Genomic DNA, 16,697 nt, shown 5'->3' on the forward strand with positions numbered 1-16,697 from the left:
GGCCTCCTAGGGCACCGGCGGGTTGGGGTTGTTGGGCACCGGGATCGGGATCGATCCGATACCGGGCACGACCAGGTGCGTCGTCGTCACCGGAGGAGCGGTCGTCGTGGTCGTCGTGGGCGTGGTGGTGGGCGTGGTCGTGGTTGTCGTCGTGGTGGTTGTCGTCGTGGTGGTTGTCGTCGTGGTGGTCGTCGTTGGCGGCGTCGTGGTGGTGACCTGGGTCGTCGTCGTCACCGGAGGCGGCGGTGCCTGGGTGGTCTCGGGTGGCGGCGGCGGGTCGCTGGTCACCGTGACGGTCTCCGGCGGGCCGGGCGGTGGCGGCGCGCTGGTCGGGGGCGGCAGCGGCGACGCGGGCGGGTTGGGCGATGCGGGCGAGGGCCGCGGTTCCGGGGCGCTGTTCGTCGCGCTGGTGAGCGCGATCGCCACCCCGCCGACGGCGATCAGCGCGACGGCGGCGGCCACACCGAAGACCAGCGTGGGCAGCCGTTGCCAGGTGCGGGGCTCTTCGATCGGGCCGGTCGGCGGCACGTACTGCACCGGCGGGCGCGATGCCGTCAGACCGGTGTCGTAGGGCTCCGCGCCGGTGTATGCCACCGGCTCTTCGGCGCCGGCATCGTCCTGCGACCAGGCCAGCGCCCCGATCGTCGATGACCCCGGTGCGTCGACCGGCGGCGCCGGGGCCACCCCGGTCTGGGCGTCCCCCAGCGGGACCGGCGCGACCCCGGTCTCGGCGTCGGCGGCCACACCGTATGCGGCGTACAGCGCGGCGCCCACCGCCGCGTCCAGCGCCGGCTGAGCCGTGGTTAGCACGGGCGCACTCGTGTGCTCGGCGAGGCGCTGAGCGATCAGCGGAATGCCGGCTCCCCCGCCGACCGTCGCCACCGCGGATAACTCGTTCCAGCTGATTCTGTTGCGCTGCAACGTATTATCGAGCGCCTCCAGAACACCGCTCAGCGGTTCGGCGAGTATCGACTCGAGCGCAGAGCGCGTCACCTCAACGGTCGACCCGTATCCGGGTAGCTCCGCGACAACCTCGGTCACCGTCTGCGTCGACAGCCGCTCCTTGGCGCGCCGGCATTCGTCGCGCAGCGCGGTGAGCGATCCCACCGCGGCCGTGCCCGCGGGGTCGACGTCCCCGGTTTGCCCGATCTCGTCGAGGACTCTGCGCAGCAGTGCCTGGTCGATTTGGTCACCGGAGAACTCGAGGTAGCGGGTGGTCTCGTCGATCGGTTCGAACCGCGCACCCGCGTCGGCCAACGTGATGCTGGTACCGCCGCCACCGAAGTCCAGCAGCGCCACGACTCCCTGCGCCGTGAAGCCGGGGTTGACGTTCAGCGCGGTCAGCGCCGCAACCGCGTCGGAAAGCAGGCGTGCGGGCCTGCCGTTCGGTGCCAGCACGGGATTGGCGCGCATCGCGGTACGTAGCGCACGCAGCGACGCGGGTCCCCAGTGCGCGGGCACGGCGATCGCGATGTCGGCCGCCGCCGGCTGACCCCCGCTGGCCTGGACCATCTCGGTCAGCGCATCGACCAACAGTTGTTCGGCCGGAACAGGCGTCCCGTCGGCGGCCACCAGAGGCACGGCGTCGCCGACGCGTTCGACGAAACCGCTCAACACCGTGCCGTCGGGATGCGCCAGCACGGATCGTCGTGTCACGGGTTGATTGCCGACACGCGCCGCGACCAAGTTCGTCGTCCCGATCGACAACCCCAACGGGTCGCTCATAACGGACCACACCATAGCCGCCGAGCCTGGAGAAACCCGTCCGACACTCCGGTCCAACACCCTTCGGCCGTCACGGTTTTGGACCACCGTGAACGGGTACTAGGCAAGCCATGACGTCACTGTGGCTAGCAAACCGAGGCAACCGGGCGATCCCGGCCAATCCGATGGTCGACGCCGACCGTTCTGCCGACGTCGCGGTCGTCGGCGCGGGGATCACCGGGCTGATCACCGCGGTCCTGCTGGCACGGGCCGGCAAGGACGTCCTGGTGCTTGAAGCCCAGTTTCCGGGCGCCGGAGCCACCGGCAACACCACGGCCAAGATCTCGTTGCTGCAGGGCACCAAGATGTCCAAGATCGTCGGCAAGCACGGCGTGGACAGGGCCACGCAGTACCTCGAGGGCAACCGTGAGGGTCAGGAGTGGTTGACCCAGCACTGTGAGGCGCACGGCATCTCGGTGCAGCGCGAAGACGCCTACACCTACGCGCAGTCCGAGAACGGGCTGTCGTCGGTGCGGGAGGAGCTGACGGCGTGCAAGTCCGTCGGGCTGGACGTCACGTGGGTGGACGAGGCCAGCGACGAGGCCGGGGTGCCGTTCCCGTTCGCCGGTGGCGTGCGGTTGCCCGATCAGGCGCAGTTCGACCCGATGCCGCTGCTGGACAGCTTGATCATCGAGCTCGACGAGCGCGGCGGGCGGCTCGCGCAGGGCGTGCGGGTCCAGAAGGTCTCAAGCAAGGGCGACGGGCTCGTATTGAGCGTGCGCACCAACGACGGTGCCGAATTCGACACGCACGCAAAGCAATGCGTACTCGCGACGGGCATTCCGATTCTCGACCGTGGCGGGTTCTTCGCGCGCCTGCAGCCGAATCGTTCGTACTGCATGGCCTATCGGGTGCCCGGCGACATCACCCGCGGCATGTACATCTCGGCCGACTCGCCCACCAGGTCCGTCCGCTACGCACCGACCGCCGAGGGTGACCGGCTGCTGGTCGGCGGCGCAGGCCACCCCGTCGGCCACCGCAAGAGCCCCGCGTCGTCGGTGCAGGAACTCGACGCGTGGGCCAAGCAGCACTACCCCGGCGCGATGCAGACGAACTACTGGTCGGCACAGGATTACACGCCGATCGACGAGTTGCCGTATGTCGGGCCCATCCTGCCCGGCAACGACAAGATCTTCGTGGCAACGGGTTTCGACAAGTGGGGCATGACCAACGGCACGGCCGCGGCGCTTGCGCTGTCGAGTCGCATCCTGGGCGGGCGGATGGACTGGGCCGAGGCGTTTGCCAGTTGGAGCCCGCACGAACTGTCCGGCATCCCGAAAGCCATGCAGCTCAACCTCGAGGTGGGCCTGTATCTGGCGCGGGGCTGGATCACCCCGGCGACACGGATCGGCGACCGCACTCCCGACGAGGGCGGCGTGGTCAGCGGCCCGCCGTGGGATCTGGAGGCCAGAAGTGTCGTCGACGGTGTCGAGTACCGGGTGTCGCCGGTGTGTCCGCATCTGGGCGGGATCGTCAACTGGAACGACGCCGACGAGTCCTGGGAGTGCCCGTTGCACGGGTCACGGTTCGCCCCCGACGGCACCTTGCTCGAAGGCCCGGCGACGCGCAACCTCACTGCGGCGCAATAGGTTCTGTTTCATCGGGCTTGTCGGGGACCAGCTTGCGCATCACTGCCGAGCCCACCGCCCCGACGACGATCAGCGCGATCGCGGCCGCGTCTGGTAGCGCGTCGCTCACCCAGCCGACGATGCCGACCACGGTGACAAACGGGGGAAACCAGTCGAAGGCCTCGGCGATCGAGGTCTTCTCACCGGTGGCGTAGTCGGGATAGAACTCGGTGAACGACAGGGCGAAGATCATCGCGCCGATCGGCAGGATCCACGCCGTCCAGAAGTTGTCGTTGTCGCCCAGCACCGCGTCGCCGTACACGCCGACGACCGCGGAGAACAGGAACGCCCCGGCCCACGCCGCCGAGATCATGTAGTTGATCCGGAGAAAGACCGGGCTGTCCCAGAACTCCTGTGGCGTGGTGTCCTTTGCGTACGCCAGCGTGAAGGGTCTGCGGATCAGCAACGTGATGATCGCGAACGCCGCCAGCGCGACACTGCTCAGCGCACCGGCCCACAGCTGCAACCACTCGATGGCGCGGTCGGAGGCCACCAGCCCGAGCACGGCCAGCACCCCGAAGAAGGCCACGGTGAACGCTTCCAGCAGATGCACGGGCACGCCGCGGCGGGCACCCACCCACAGCGTCAGCAACGACAACGCCAGCGCGACAGAGGCCGCCTCCTCGAAGCGGCCGGGACCGTTGAGGACCCCCATCAAAATCCACGGTGCGATGCCCGCGAGGGGCGATTTCACGTACCCGTCGACGAATTTCATGGTGGCACCTTATGCGGCGATGAGCGATTGTGCTGCAATGTCGGCCATGGGTGACATCGACGAGATCAAACTAGTCAAGTACCGGTACCTGCGTGCACTGGACACCAAATACTGGGACGACTTCGCCGCCACCCTCACCGAGGACGTGGTCGGCAGGTACGGCGAGTCCATCGGCGAGGAGCACCACTTCACCAACCGCGACGAGCTGGTGACGTTCATGCGCAACTCCCTGGGCCCCGAGATCATCACCGAGCACCGCGTCACCCACCCGGAGATCCACGTCGACGGCGACGAGGCGACGGCGACCTGGTACCTGCAAGACCGGGTGATCGCACCGGACTTCAACTTCATGCTGATCGGTGCCGGCTTCTACCACGACCGGTACCGACGCACCGGCGACGGCTGGAAGATCTGCGAGACCGGCTACGACCGTACCTACGACGCGTCGATGTCCACCGAAGGGCTGAACTTCAAGGTGAAACCCGGTCGGGCACTGAATATTTGACGGCTACTTCGAGATCGCGATCAACGCGCCCGGGCGCAGCCAAGCCATGATCTTGACCAGCGTGGCGTCGTCGATCGCCACGCATCCGGCCGTCGGGCCGCCGTCGGTGGCGTGCAGGAAGAACGCGCCGCCGTTGCCGGGCACCCGGGCCTTGTTGACGCCCATCACGACCGCGTGCACGTACTGCGGGATGTCGAGGTTCTCGGTGCCGCTGGCCGGGTCGGTGTCGAACGGGCACTGCGCCTTCTTGCACACCTGCATGGTGTTGTAGGTGGGGCTTTTCATGTCGCCGTCCCACCAGTGGTCCGGGCCGACCTGGACGTAGGGCAGACCGCCGCCGGGATTGGGCGCGGTGCCGAACGCGAAGTCGAGCGTGAACACACCCATCGGGGTCTTCATCTCACCGTCGTGGGTCTGTGGCGCCATGCCGTTGGCGCCGATCCAGGCGGGGATGCCGACGCCGATGGGCTGCCAACCCGCCGGGGTGCGCTGGTAGACGTCCATCTTGGCCTTCGAACCACCCACGCCCACAACGGAAATCACCTGGGTAGCGGCGCCGACGGAGTCGGCGAACCACGGCTGGGTCTGTGCGTGCGCGTGCGGGGCGGTGCCGATCACGGCGGCCAAGGCGCAAATCAAGACGAGCAGCCGGTGGTGCACCAGTTCATGCTAAGTGGCGACGCTCGCGGTATCGAGCACGCCACGCAGCCAGTGCGCCCATTTCGGTTGTTCGGCGGCGGCGACGTCGGCCGCGTCCTGCCCGTACAGGTAGACGGTGGCCATGACGCGGGCCTGCTCGCCGACCGTGCAGGCGCCGATGATCGCGACGCCGGGTGCGGGTTCGCCGATCCGGAGCATGACCTCGCGGACGTTGGCGTCCTGGTGGATCCGGTTGACCACACCAGTCAGCCGGGGCGCGCCCGACGGGGCTTGGCAGCGGTCCCCGACGTCGGTGCCGGTGATCCCCAATGCCTCGGTGAGCCTCTTCCACGCCTGCGACTCCCCGCCCGCAGGCGTCGCCGTCGCGTGCACCAGGGCCGAAGGCGCGCCGGGGAAGTCGGCCAGATACACCCGCAGCACCTCGAAGAAGCCGGGCCAGCCGGTCTCGAAGCTCTCGAGTTCGTCGTCCCAGTCGTCCTTTTCGGTGAACAGGCTGTGCACCATCCGCACGACACAGCGGTCGCCGGAGCGGCTGGTGATCGTGACCTCGGTCGCCACCGGCGGCGCGTCACCGCTCCAGCCGTACTCCTCGTAGGCGAACCTGGTCGGCGGGTCCCATCCGGTGACGGTTCCCGGCTGGGTCTCCTGACCGCAGTTCTCCTCACCGAAGTCGAATGTGATTGCGCCTCCGACTCTTTCCTCGACGGTGGTCGGCGTGAACCAGGCGGTCATGCCCGCGCCGGTGGCGATGGCCTGCCATACCTGCTCCGGTGTGCCGGGCACCAGGAACTCCATTTCGACCCAGCGGCGCCCGGAATCGTCCCTCTTCAACGGCATTACGCGTCCTCCTCGGGTTTCGGATAGGCCGCGACCAGCAAGCGGTAACCGCGGCTACGGGTATCGGATTCGTCGTGGTAGCGGGCCACCAGGGACGTGACGGTGTCGGACAGCTCCTGCGTGAAGGCGGCACGGTCGGCCGGCGAGCGGAACCGGATCGCGGTGTCGATCGACAGGGTCGCCAACCGCTTGTCGGCCTTGCGAGCGGTCGCCCACAGCTCCCCCACTTCGCGCACCGCGCGGGCCGCCAGCGCGATGAGATAGCTCGCCGACAACCGGTCGTTGGTGCGGCCGGGGTCGGTGGCCACTGGCCCCAGCGCTCTCGGAGAGACCACATACGACATCGCGGTGGCCACCAGCAGGCGTTCCTTGAGCCCACCCCACCGTCGTTCGCCCGCCTGCCGCACCAGCCGGTGTCCCTCCAGCGCACGCAGGTGATAGTTCACCTTCTGCCGGGAGATCCCCACCCGCGACGCCAGCGCGGCCGCCGAGGCGGGTTCGGTCAACTCGGCCAGCAACCTGGCCCGCACCGGGTCCAGCGCGCTGACCGCGGCGGCCGGGTCGGCGATCACCTCCACATCGAGCACGAAAGCCATCCTCGTTATTGACAGGATTATTTGTCAATAGGTCTGGATAGGTTCAACCCCATGAACTTGCTGCCCGCACGACGGCACCGCGGCATCCGGCAGATCGGTCAGGGGCTCGGCACGCTCGACCGCGAGGTGTTCGAGGCGATCGCGGACTCGCCCAGCCCGCTGCTCGACGCGGTGATGCCGAGGCTGACCCGGGCCGCGGACTACTCCAGGCTGTGGTTGGCGATCGCGGCGGTGCTCGCGGCCGTCGGCGGGCCGTCGGTCAAGCGCGGGGCCGTCCGCGGGGTGGCCAGCCTCGCGGTGACGAGCCTGCTCACCAACCAGGTCGCCAAACGGGTGTGGAAACGCCCGAGGCCGAACTGGGCTCTGGTGCCGTTGGCGCGGCGCTCCCGACGCACGCCGACGTCCAACTCGCTGCCGTCGGGGCATTCGGCGAGCGCGGCGGCGTTCGCCGTCGGCGTCGGGTTGGAAAGCCCACCGCTAGGGCTGGTGCTGGCGCTGCTGGCGGGGCTGGTCGGGATGTCGCGGATCGCGACGGGTGCGCACTATCCCGGTGACGTCCTGGCCGGGTTGGGTCTGGGGGCCACGGTCGCTGTGCTGGGCGCGCGGGTGGTGCCGCCGGTGGTTCAGAGCGAGGTCCCGGCCGCCGACCCCCTGTGGGTGGGGGCCGCCAAGCGCCCAGACGGTGCGGGCGTCGTGCTCGTGGTCAACCCCGCATCGGGCGGCGGCACCGGGGCGGACGTCATCGAAGAGGTCCGAGAAGCCCTGCCCCGCACCGAGATTGTCGAGCTGGGCGATGACGATGACATCGCCGAAGCGTTGCGGTCAGCCGCCGAGCGGGCTGAGGTGCTTGCGGTGGCCGGCGGCGACGGCACGGTGTCGTGTGCGGCCGGCATCGCCGTCGACACGGGCATCCCGCTGGCCGTGTTTCCCGGCGGAACCTTCAACCACTTCGCCAAGGACATCGGCTGCGACACCGTGGCCAAGACCGTCGCGGCGATCCGGCGGGGCACCGTCGCGTGCGTCGACCTGGTGTGCCTCAACGACGACCGCATGGTGATCAACACCGCGAGCATCGGCGCGTACCCGTCTTTCGTCGAGACCCGCGAAAAATACGAGCACCGCATCGGTAAGCCGCTGGCCAGCGTGTATGCCATGTATCACACGCTGCGGCACGACGATCCCGTCCGCATCCGCTACGACAACAAGACACTGCAGACGTCGCTGTTCTTCCTGGGCAACTCGACCTATCTGCCGTCGGGGTTCGCTCCGGCGCGACGCACCCGCATCGACGACGGGCTGCTCGACATCCGGATCCTGGAGACCGGCCGCCCGTGGGCCAAGCTGCGCATCCTCGCAGCGCTGGCGACGGGACGGCTGGAACGCAGCCCGCTCTACCACGAGCTTCGGGTGCCCGAGTTCACGTTCACGGTGGTCGACGGCTCGACGGTGCTGGCCCACGACGGCGAGGTCGGAACCGAGTGCGCCGAGGCCAGCTTCACCGTGCGATACCGGGTGCTTCCGGTATTTCGTCCGGCTGCGTGATCGGCCGCGTCGGCGCCACCATCGCGAGGCAGACCGCGAAATAGGCGTAACCCAGCGCCCATCCGGCCAGCACGTCGGACAGGTGATGCACGTTCAGCACCACCCGGCCCAGGCCGATCAGGACCACGATCACCGCACCGAGGACGACGAGCCACCCCCGAAGCGGCCCGCGCACGACAGGCAGCACGACGGTCAGCAACGCGAGCACCGCCACCATCACGCCAAGCGCATGGCCCGATGGAAACGAGGCGCCCACCGCGTGCACCAGCGCGGTGTCGGGGCGGGGCCGGTCGGCGGCCCGCTTGGCGGCTTCGGTGACGAGCCCGCTGACCTCAACGGTGATGAGCAGAAACATCGCGATGCGCACGTTGCGCCGCAGCAGCGCAACCACGATGACGACCAGGGTGATCACCCGAAAAGCCATCGGCCCCAACACGGTGCAGAACACGTGCCATCCCAGCACCCAGCCGGGATGGGCGTCGCCGTAGTGATAGAAGCCGTCGAGAAGCGCGGTGTCGAGCGCAGTGAGCCACCGCCACTGCTGGGCGATCCACAGCAAGGCGTACACCGCGGTCGCTGCGACGGCAGAGCCGATCAGCCAGCGTCTGTGCTGGGTCACAGAACAAGCTCTACCATGGCTGCACATGGCCGTGTTTCTGCGCAGGCTGCTGCGCATCGGTGGGCTGCCGGCCGACATGCGCGCCGAGGTCGAGGCCGAGGGCATCCTCCACCTCGCCGAATACGTCCCGGTGACCCGCCGCTTCAGCGGAAAGATCCCCGGCAAGCGCGCCAGTGGCGACATCGCCAGCTACGTGGGCTCGCTGGTGCTGACCAACGAGCGGGTGCTGGCGACGTTGTCGACGGTGCCCAAGCTCGCGGGCCGCACGGTCGACCAGCGCTGGGACGCGGTGCAGGAGGGCACCGTCACCGCCGAGTTGTCCGAGACGGGCCTGTTCATCGAGGTCGACATCCACGCCGTCGATTCCCGGTGCGAGGGGCAGCTGTCCATGCACTACAAGGAGCGGTTTCCCGAGGACCTGTTGCTGCGCCTGCCGCGGCGGTCCCTGGCGTTCGATGTGCCGCCCGAGTACGTCTTCCGCGCGGTCGGCGTGCCCTACCACCCCTGACCTATTGCGCCGAGTGTGGGCTTGTGCCACGCCAAAGCGCGCTGAGGCGTGCCGCGACCCCACACTCGGCCGTGGCGCTATCCGACTTGCGCCACCACGAAGATCCGCCGAAACGGAAAGAACGTCCGGCCGTCCGGGCGCATCGGATACGCCGCATCGAGCAGGGGAATGAGCTCCTCGCGAAACCGCTGCCACTGCGCGTCGGTGAGCCGGCTTCGCACCGGCCGCAACGCGGTGCCGGTGAGCCACTCCGACACCGGATGTGGGCCCGTCAGCTCGTGCAGGTAGGTGGTCTCCCACGCGTCGACGGCACAGCCCGCGTCGGTGAGCAGCCCCGCGTACCGCTCGGGATCGTCGACGGGCGCGTCCGGAAAAGCCACGTCACCCAACAGCGCGGACCAACTCGGCCCGCGCGCCAGGTCGCGGATCGCGCGGTGCGAGGGCGCATCGAAATTTCCCGGCACCTGCAACGCCAGCCACGAGCCGGTTCCCAGCAAGCCAGCCCACCGCACCAACAGCTCCCGGTGCTGCGGAACCCAGTGCAATGTCGCGTTGCTCACGACCACGTCGGTGTCGGGTTGCGGTGCCCAGTCCGCGACGTCGCCGACATGCGCGTCCAGCCCGCGTCCACGCGCCTCCTGCACCATCTCCGGCGAGCTGTCCCACGCCTCGATGACCGCCGAGGGCCAACGCCGAGCCAGCGTCGCCGTGAGATTGCCTGGCCCGCAACCGAGATCGACCACCCGGCGCGGCGCCGCGGCGCCCACCCGGGCCATCAAGTCGAAGAATGCGCGCCCGCGCTGATCGGCGAAGGTCAGGTAGGCGTCGGGATTCCACATGCCGTCAGTGTCGCCGACCGCGTTACCATGCGGAAGTGACCACTTCGGATACCGCCCCGGTGGATCCGCCCATTCCTGTTCCCGATGTTCCCGGCGACGACGCCGGCGCACGCGGTTTGCCACGCCGCGTCGACCTCACGTGGCGTCAGCGCCTGATCGTCGACTCCTCGGCGGCGGCCGACCTCGCGTTGCGCACGGGGATCGCCTCGATGATCGGCGCATCGATGCTGCCCACGATCGTCGGCGCCGCGTTAGGGTCTCACTCCCGCGCGGAGCGCGACCACTTGCGCTTCTACGGCGAGCTGGCCGGCGAAAAGGACCCCCGGCTGTCGTTTCCCGCGCCGACGGTCACCCCGCGGATCTCGTCGCGACCTGCCAATCCGGTCGCGGAGTGGATCGCCAAGGGCCAGGTCCACAACATCCGGTTCAACAGCAGCTTCGAGGCGGTCAACCCCGCCTTGCGCGAGCAGTGCCGTGCCTATCAACGCAACAACGTGGTGCACGCTCAGCACTGGCGCCACGACGACGGGCCGCATCCGACGCTGTGCCTGATCCACGGTTTCATGGGATCGGCCTACCTGTTCAACGGGTTGTTCTTCTCACTGCCGTGGTTCTACCGGTCCGGCTACGACGTGCTGCTGCTCACGCTGCCGTTCCACGGCCGCCGCGCGGAGCGGTTCTCGCCGTTCTCCGGATACGGCTACTTCGCGCACGGCTTCGCAGGTTTCGCCGAGGCGATGGCCCAGGCCGTGCACGACTTCCGTTCTCTGGTCGACTATCTGGAGTACACCGGGGTGGACCGCATCGCGCTGACCGGCATGTCGCTGGGCGGCTACACCGCGGCATTGCTCGCCTGCGTCGACGACCGTCTTCAGGCGGTGATTCCGAATGTCCCGGTGGTCACCCCGGATCGCACGGCCGAGGAGTGGTTTCCGGCCAACCAGGTCATGCGGTTACGCAACCTACTTGCCCGCACCGACGACGAACTGTCTGGCGCCGCAACGATGTATTCCTCGCCGTTGAACTACGCGCCGTTGGTGCCCAAGGACCGCCGTCTGATCATCACCGGTCTCGGTGATCGGCTGGCTCCGCCCGAGCAGGCCGAGATGCTGTGGAAACACTGGGATCGCTGTGCGTTTCACTGGTTTCCGGGCAACCACGTGTTGCACGTCAGCCAGCCGGACTACTTGCGGCGGATGACCCGCTTCATGCGGCCGTTCATGCTCGGCTGAGATCGCCGGACGAGCCGACCCGCCAGTCGATTCGCTGCAGCAGCCCCTCCGGCAGCGGGCCGGCCGGGGTGCCGAGCCGCTCCGCGGTCCGCGGGTCCAGCGCGTTGAGCAACGGTCGCTGGATGCCCGGATGCGCGACGAGGCCCGGTAGCGGTACACCGCGAACCGCCTCTGGGGTGCGGAAGGCACACACCGCGGTGACGGTGGGATGTGTTGCGGTGCCGCTGAACTCCACCGCGGTCCAGGTTTCGGTCGGCCGTGACCACACGTCGCCGAGCCGGTCGCCGAACCGGTCGTCGACCGGAATCCCGTAGGCCGATACCACACCGCGCTCGTCGTGCACGCCGCGCCACCTCTCCCGGCCCGGACCCGCCGGCGGTTCGGCCACGTCGACGATGCTGGCGGTCAGCCCGGTCTCGCGCAGGTGATCGGCCAACCGTCGGCCGACGACCTCGGTGGTGGCCAACAGCGGCAGATCCGGCGACCGGGCCATCAACGCGGTGAGGTTGTCGGCGGCGTTGAGCGTCATGCTGATCCACGTCGTGCGGACACCGGCCTGGTCCCGGCTGGTGACACGCACCTTCTGGCAGCGGACCCCGAACCGCTCGACGTATCCGGCCACCAGCGGCAATGACAGTCCCACAGCGTCGGGATCCTCGACCCGCAACAGCACCGTGGCTTCGTTGGAGGGTTGCGGCTTGGGCGTGGAGTGGTTTCGGCGCCACATGCCAAGCCGTCGCGCGATCCTGGTCGTCAGGAAAAGCCCACGCCACCTGGCGAACACCACAATCACCACGCCCGCGGCCACCCCGAGTACCCAGCGCTCGGTGGTCGACTCCCATGGATACGCCATCGCCGCGGCGACAATCGCCACCAGCGCCAACGCCAGTCGAACGGTCACGTCGAAGTCCTCCCAGATATGGACTGTGCCACGGTGTTTCGCTTACGGTGCGCGGCGACCACCGCGGTGACGGCGGCGGCCACGGCCAGCACACCGGTGCCGACGAACGCGACCGTGCGCGGTGTGGGATCGGCCGGCGGCGGCTGCGGCGGCGCGGCAACGGGTTTCGGTTCGGCCGCCGCTCCGTCACCGGCACCGCTGACGTCCCATGTCAACGCCGCGACCGGGTCGACCAGGCCCGCGCCGGTCAAGTTCGACGGCGCGCGAGCGGCGCCTTGGGCGCTGGCCGTCAGCCGGTCGATCACCTGTTGCGCGGTCAGCTCGGGAAATCGGCTGCGCACCAACGCGGCAGCGCCTGCGACGTAGGCCGAGGCGAAGCTCGAACTGTTGAGGCCGAACAGTTCGCCGCGGTCGTTGGGCAGGGCGTTGGCCAGGCCCCCGCCTTCGGCGTTGCCGACGGAGGCGATGTTCTCGCCGGGTGCCGCGATGCCCACCCACGGGCCGGCCATCGTGAAATCGGACGGCTGCCCCGCGGTGTTCACCGATCCCACCGACAGCACGAACGGCTGCCACCAGGACGGGATCGACACCGACGTGACACCGGCCCAGTTACGTGGGTCCTCAGGACGCCCGGGATCGGAAAGCGGATTGGACGGACATGCCGAGCCGGGATTCAATCCGGCCCGGTTGTTGCCCGCCGCGGCGACGATCACCGCGTCCTTGTCGACCGCGGCGTAGCGCAGCGCCGCACCGAGGTCGTTCTGGTCGACGGTCTCGTTCGCAGGCAGGCAGGTGACCGCGGAGATGTTGATGACGCGGGCGCCCAGGTCCGCCGCGCGGACGACGGCCCGGGCCAGCGTCGCCACGTCGTGAGCGACGCGCGCGGTGGCCGGGTTCTCACCGGTGTCGCGCGGCGCGAACCGCGCCGAGGTCGAACGGATGGCCAGCACCCGCGCACCCGGCGCGACACCCGAGAACCCGTCGGGGCCGGGTTGGCCGGCGATGATGCCGGCCACCAGTGTCCCGTGTCCGTCGCAGTCGGACCGTCCGTCGGTGGACTCGACGAAGTCGCCGCCCGGCTCGACGTTCGGCAGCCGCGGCCCGGGCTGCACCCCGGTGTCGATGACCGCGACGAGTTGGCCCTCCCCGCGGCTGAACGTCCACGCGTCGTCGAGGTCGAGCATCGCCTGGTTCGGGCTGACCGCGCCGGGGTCGGTGCCGGGCAACACCCCGCCGGCGACGCACGCGCCACGCTGAGCCATCGGCTGCACCGGCCCTGGGCTGCCGGACGGCGCCGGCAGCGCGGGGTCGATCTCCGGTGGGCTGATCGCCAGCGCCGCAGGACAACTCAGCACCGCGACGGCCAGCGAGACCGTCGCGGCGACGACGGCCCGCAGCGTGGTACCGATCACCGAAGCCTCATCGGTTCAGCACCCAGGCGAACAGCCCGACCAGATAGGCCAACACCGGGATCAGCGAGGCGTCCACGGCCGAGGCCAGGAACCCGACCAGGCGCCGCATCGGCAGCGAGTAGGTGTCCGGCGAAGCCACCCGCGGGACCAGTGCGGCGAGCACCAACACCGCCGTGGACGCGGCCAACGCCGCGAGCGCCCACCACGCCGCGGTGTGGCGGCCGTCGGCGACGAACACGACCAGGAACGCGACCGCCATGAGGAACGGCTGGCTCAGCAACCACGCCTTGCACGGGGCCGAGTCCCACACCCTGGCCTTCAGCACCGTGCCCAGCGCGACCGCCCCGACGACGTACCACGCCCAGTTCGAGACGCCCTGCGGTGCAGCCAGTATCACCGCGCCCGCGGTGATCAGCACGACACCGCCTGCGATGAAGCCGGTCTGGTGCGAGTCGCTGATCCGCACCCGCCGCGGCAGGTCGCGAAGCACGGCGATCGACGGCGCCGACGGGGCGGGGTCCCCGGGGGCGGGGATCACCGGCACGGGCAGCCGCGCCCACAGCGCCGACAGTTGCGGCGCCTGCACGATCACCAGCAGCGCCAGCACGATCAGCACCGAGCTGATCACGACCGAGTTCAACGACCAGATCGAGGCGGCTGCCGCGGTGATCAGCGCACCCAGCCCGACGACGCCGGTCGCGGTGAACAGCGCGATATGACGCTCGGCGACGGTGATGGACACGATCGACCACGCCGTGACACCGGCAGCGGCGAGCAGCACCTGCGACGGCCCGAACTCCCCGGGCACCGCCAGCGCGAGCGCCGCGGCGATCGGCGCCAACGCCGTCACCGACATGGCCGTGGCGAACCGGGGGAACAAGGCCCTGGTCAGAAGGGCGGCAAGAACCGCCACGATCGCGATGCCCGCGGCGGCGAAAAGGCCCGCGTCGCCTCCGATGACGATGCGATGCAGCGTCGCCAGCCCGGTGGCGACCAGGGTCAGTCCGATCACCGCGATGCCCGCGCCTCGGGCGATGTGCGCCGCACCCCAGGGCTTTTCGCGCGCCGCGGAGAAGATCACCGACGCGTCGCCGATGTCCTCGACGATGCGCGGCGCCGCGGGGCCCGCCGGGATGGGCTGCAGGGCGAGCAGATCGCCGTCCACGACGCCGACGGTGTCCAGTGTCGCGTCGAGGCTGAACGGTGCACCGCCGATCGGCGCGAGCGAGAGCGGCGCAGGTGCGTGTTTCGCGTCGCCGTCGTCGGGCATCGCCATCCGCCGCACCGCGGGCAGGATCTCGCGCAGCGGAAGTTCGGTGGGCAGCACCATGTCGGTGATGCGGCCGCTGTCGCCGTCGCCGACGGCGAGTACGGCGACGCGAACGATCGACATCGCCTTCATCGCGGTGCTGCCGTTCAATGAACTGGGTGACGCCATGTCTGGTGTTCCGTTCTCTGGTCGAGATCGAAGTCTCGGGTCAACTGCAACTGCGGGAACCACGCGCCGTCGGGCAGCGTCGCGGTCAGCCGCTCGATCGCGGTCGCGATCGCAAAGGGAGTGCCGGGGGTGAACGTCGACACCCATTCGCCGTCGAAGGCACGCGACGGGTACACCAGCACGCGGCCCGCGCTGGTGTCGACGACGCTAACCCCGACGTCGGTGCTGACGCGGTGCCCGTCGCGATGGTCACCGGCCACGATCTCGACGTAGCTGCGGTCAGGTGCGTAGGCGGCCTCCACCACCGGTAGGGCCGATGCCGGAAGGCCTAGGAAGTCAACGACTTCGGCCAGTGTCGCGCCGTTGCGCACCTGCTCGTCGGCGCGGGCACCGATGCGCGCGGGGATGGTGAACTCCTCGAAGGTGGCCGGCGACCGCCCCGAAAGCCCCGCGGTCAACACCGGTACCAACGCCTGCGGATGGTCGACGTCGAGCGCGGTGAAGGTGACCAGCCCCTCACTGCGCAGCGCCACGATCGTGGCATCGTCGTGACCCCGCGCGACGTGTCCGCGCAGCATGTTTCCCGCTCCCCTGACGAACCGCAGCTCCAGCCAGCGTCGCGGCCGACATGTCGCGGTGATCCATTGCCGGACAGCGGGATTGACGACCCCGTCCCCGGTCATCAGCCCCAGCTCCATCAGCTCCGCGGACAGCCTGGTCTCCACCTCCCTACGTGCCGCGGGGTCGCTGTAGGGCGGCGTGATGGCGAGCACCCAGGGGAAGCTCCCGACGTTCAACAGGTCGGCGATGAACCAGGCCTGCTCCGCGGTCAGTTCGGCGGCGTTAGCGGACACCGACGGTCAGCCACCCCACTTGGCGCCTTCGGCCGCGTCGCGGGCGCTCATCGACATGGTGTTGGTCTCGTGGGTGGCCGCCATCGCACGATATGCGCGGACCAGCTCCTCGAGCGCGGCGTTCCACTGCGCCTGCCACGCCTGATAGGTCATGCCGGTGTCGCCCTGCCAGGCGGCGGCCAGCGCGGCTTGCTCGTTGGCGATGTCGGCGCCGATGCCGTGCATCGCGCCGGCGTAGCCGGACATCTCCCCCGCATGCGCCAGCATCGCGGGGTAGTTGTACATGATCTGGGACATCAGATCCTGCCTCTCGTCGGTTCGTCGATCAGATGGCGGTGTAGGTGCTCGCCGCGGCGGCGTCTTCGGCGACGTAGGTGCCCGCGGCGTCGCCGAGGTTGACCTGCGCGATGTCGAGCAGCGAGTTGATCTTCGCGGAGACCTCGATGAACCGGGCGTGCGCGGCCTGGAACGCGGCGCTCGATTCGCCCATGTGGAACGCCTGGGCCGACTGGGCGGCCTGTTCGGCCTGGGCCATCGTGCTGCGCATCAGCGCCGCCTTGGCGGCGAACGCGGCCTCCGATGAGACCAGCTGCGGGATATGAGCATCCAAGAGGCTCATGGCTTTTCCTTTCGGTTTGTCGTCGTCG

The 16,697-nt window shown here is 69.3% G+C and carries 18 protein-coding genes; 5 read left to right on the forward strand and 13 right to left on the reverse strand.

What is annotated here, in order from left to right:
- Positions 1 to 6: 6 nt before the first annotated feature.
- Positions 7 to 1,725 carry an Hsp70 family protein gene (locus G6N28_RS09310; RefSeq protein ID WP_163899642.1) on the reverse strand — a complete coding sequence of 573 codons (1,719 nt, stop codon included), beginning with the start codon at positions 1,723 to 1,725 and terminating at the stop codon, positions 7 to 9.
- Positions 1,726 to 1,835: 110 nt separating this feature from the next.
- Here G6N28_RS09310 and G6N28_RS09315 point away from each other — a divergent pair, with 110 nt between their 5' ends.
- Positions 1,836 to 3,353: an FAD-dependent oxidoreductase gene (locus G6N28_RS09315; protein WP_163899644.1), complete on the forward strand. Its 1,518-nt coding sequence runs from the start codon at positions 1,836 to 1,838 to the stop codon at positions 3,351 to 3,353.
- Here the strand turns inward: G6N28_RS09315 and G6N28_RS09320 are convergent.
- Complete coding sequence (locus G6N28_RS09320) at positions 3,337 to 4,107, reverse strand: DUF3159 domain-containing protein (protein WP_179962046.1); 771 nt, start codon at positions 4,105 to 4,107, stop codon at positions 3,337 to 3,339. The genes G6N28_RS09315 and G6N28_RS09320 overlap by 17 nt on opposite strands.
- A 46-nt stretch (positions 4,108 to 4,153) precedes the next feature.
- Here G6N28_RS09320 and G6N28_RS09325 point away from each other — a divergent pair, with 46 nt between their 5' ends.
- Complete coding sequence (locus G6N28_RS09325; RefSeq protein ID WP_163906030.1) at positions 4,154 to 4,612, forward strand: nuclear transport factor 2 family protein; 459 nt, start codon at positions 4,154 to 4,156, stop codon at positions 4,610 to 4,612.
- 3 nt (positions 4,613 to 4,615) lie between these two features.
- On the opposite strand, the gene G6N28_RS09330 is transcribed toward G6N28_RS09325, so the two are convergent.
- From G6N28_RS09330 to G6N28_RS09340, 3 genes are read right to left on the reverse strand one after another with little or no spacing between them, the layout of a single operon-like run.
- Positions 4,616 to 5,272 (reverse strand): L,D-transpeptidase family protein, encoded by a 657-nt coding sequence (locus tag G6N28_RS09330; RefSeq protein WP_163899646.1) that lies wholly within the window; start codon positions 5,270 to 5,272, stop codon positions 4,616 to 4,618.
- A gap of 9 nt (positions 5,273 to 5,281) precedes the next feature.
- The gene (locus G6N28_RS09335; protein WP_179962047.1) at positions 5,282 to 6,109 is read right to left on the reverse strand and encodes an SRPBCC family protein; all 828 of its coding nucleotides are present in this window, start codon (positions 6,107 to 6,109) and stop codon (positions 5,282 to 5,284) included.
- Positions 6,109 to 6,696 carry an ArsR/SmtB family transcription factor gene (locus G6N28_RS09340; protein ID WP_163906036.1) on the reverse strand — a complete coding sequence of 196 codons (588 nt, stop codon included), beginning with the start codon at positions 6,694 to 6,696 and terminating at the stop codon, positions 6,109 to 6,111. The genes G6N28_RS09335 and G6N28_RS09340 overlap by 1 nt, the downstream gene beginning before the upstream one ends.
- 60 nt (positions 6,697 to 6,756) lie before the next feature.
- Between G6N28_RS09340 and G6N28_RS09345 the strand changes: the two genes are divergently transcribed.
- Entirely contained in the window at positions 6,757 to 8,247 is a 1,491-nt protein-coding gene (locus G6N28_RS09345) for a bifunctional phosphatase PAP2/diacylglycerol kinase family protein (RefSeq protein WP_163899648.1), read from the forward strand.
- Here G6N28_RS09345 and G6N28_RS09350 read toward each other — a convergent pair.
- Positions 8,201 to 8,866 carry a phosphatase PAP2 family protein gene (locus tag G6N28_RS09350; RefSeq protein WP_235674525.1) on the reverse strand — a complete coding sequence of 222 codons (666 nt, stop codon included), beginning with the start codon at positions 8,864 to 8,866 and terminating at the stop codon, positions 8,201 to 8,203. The genes G6N28_RS09345 and G6N28_RS09350 overlap by 47 nt on opposite strands.
- Positions 8,867 to 8,891: 25 nt before the next feature.
- Here G6N28_RS09350 and G6N28_RS09355 point away from each other — a divergent pair, with 25 nt between their 5' ends.
- On the forward strand, positions 8,892 to 9,374 hold the full coding sequence (locus tag G6N28_RS09355; RefSeq protein WP_163899653.1) for a hypothetical protein: 483 nt from the start codon (positions 8,892 to 8,894) through the stop codon (positions 9,372 to 9,374).
- Between the two features lie 77 nt (positions 9,375 to 9,451).
- Here G6N28_RS09355 and G6N28_RS09360 read toward each other — a convergent pair whose 3' ends face one another.
- Positions 9,452 to 10,213: a trans-aconitate 2-methyltransferase gene (locus G6N28_RS09360; protein WP_163899655.1), complete on the reverse strand. Its 762-nt coding sequence runs from the start codon at positions 10,211 to 10,213 to the stop codon at positions 9,452 to 9,454.
- A gap of 35 nt (positions 10,214 to 10,248) precedes the next feature.
- On the opposite strand from G6N28_RS09360, the gene G6N28_RS09365 reads away from it, so the two are divergent.
- Complete coding sequence (locus G6N28_RS09365; protein WP_235674526.1) at positions 10,249 to 11,445, forward strand: alpha/beta hydrolase family protein; 1,197 nt, start codon at positions 10,249 to 10,251, stop codon at positions 11,443 to 11,445.
- Here the strand turns inward: G6N28_RS09365 and eccE are convergent.
- Genes eccE through G6N28_RS09395 form a run of 6 tightly spaced genes read right to left on the reverse strand, consistent with a single transcriptional unit; the run spans position 11,432 to position 16,669 of the window.
- Complete coding sequence (gene eccE, locus G6N28_RS09370) at positions 11,432 to 12,346, reverse strand: type VII secretion protein EccE (RefSeq protein WP_163899659.1); 915 nt, start codon at positions 12,344 to 12,346, stop codon at positions 11,432 to 11,434. The two genes, G6N28_RS09365 and eccE, sit on opposite strands and share 14 nt — an antisense overlap.
- Positions 12,343 to 13,755, reverse strand: coding sequence for a type VII secretion-associated serine protease mycosin (mycP, locus tag G6N28_RS09375; RefSeq protein ID WP_163906038.1), 1,413 nt, complete (start codon positions 13,753 to 13,755; stop codon positions 12,343 to 12,345). The genes eccE and mycP overlap by 4 nt, the downstream gene beginning before the upstream one ends.
- 10 nt (positions 13,756 to 13,765) lie before the next feature.
- A complete protein-coding gene (gene eccD / locus G6N28_RS09380) occupies positions 13,766 to 15,196 on the reverse strand; it encodes a type VII secretion integral membrane protein EccD (protein WP_276001013.1) in 1,431 nt (476 codons plus the stop codon).
- A complete protein-coding gene (locus G6N28_RS09385) occupies positions 15,175 to 16,050 on the reverse strand; it encodes an ESX secretion-associated protein EspG (protein ID WP_163899662.1) in 876 nt (291 codons plus the stop codon). The genes eccD and G6N28_RS09385 overlap by 22 nt, the downstream gene beginning before the upstream one ends.
- 6 nt (positions 16,051 to 16,056) lie before the next feature.
- Positions 16,057 to 16,347, reverse strand: a complete 291-nt coding sequence (locus G6N28_RS09390) for a WXG100 family type VII secretion target (protein ID WP_163899664.1) — start codon at positions 16,345 to 16,347, stop codon at positions 16,057 to 16,059.
- Positions 16,348 to 16,375: 28 nt separating this feature from the next.
- Entirely contained in the window at positions 16,376 to 16,669 is a 294-nt protein-coding gene (locus G6N28_RS09395) for a hypothetical protein (RefSeq protein WP_046753626.1), read from the reverse strand.
- Positions 16,670 to 16,697: the final 28 nt, after the last annotated feature.

Origin of the sequence: Mycolicibacterium pulveris (assembly GCF_010725725.1) — a bacterium.
GTDB lineage: Bacteria > Actinomycetota > Actinomycetes > Mycobacteriales > Mycobacteriaceae > Mycobacterium > Mycobacterium pulveris.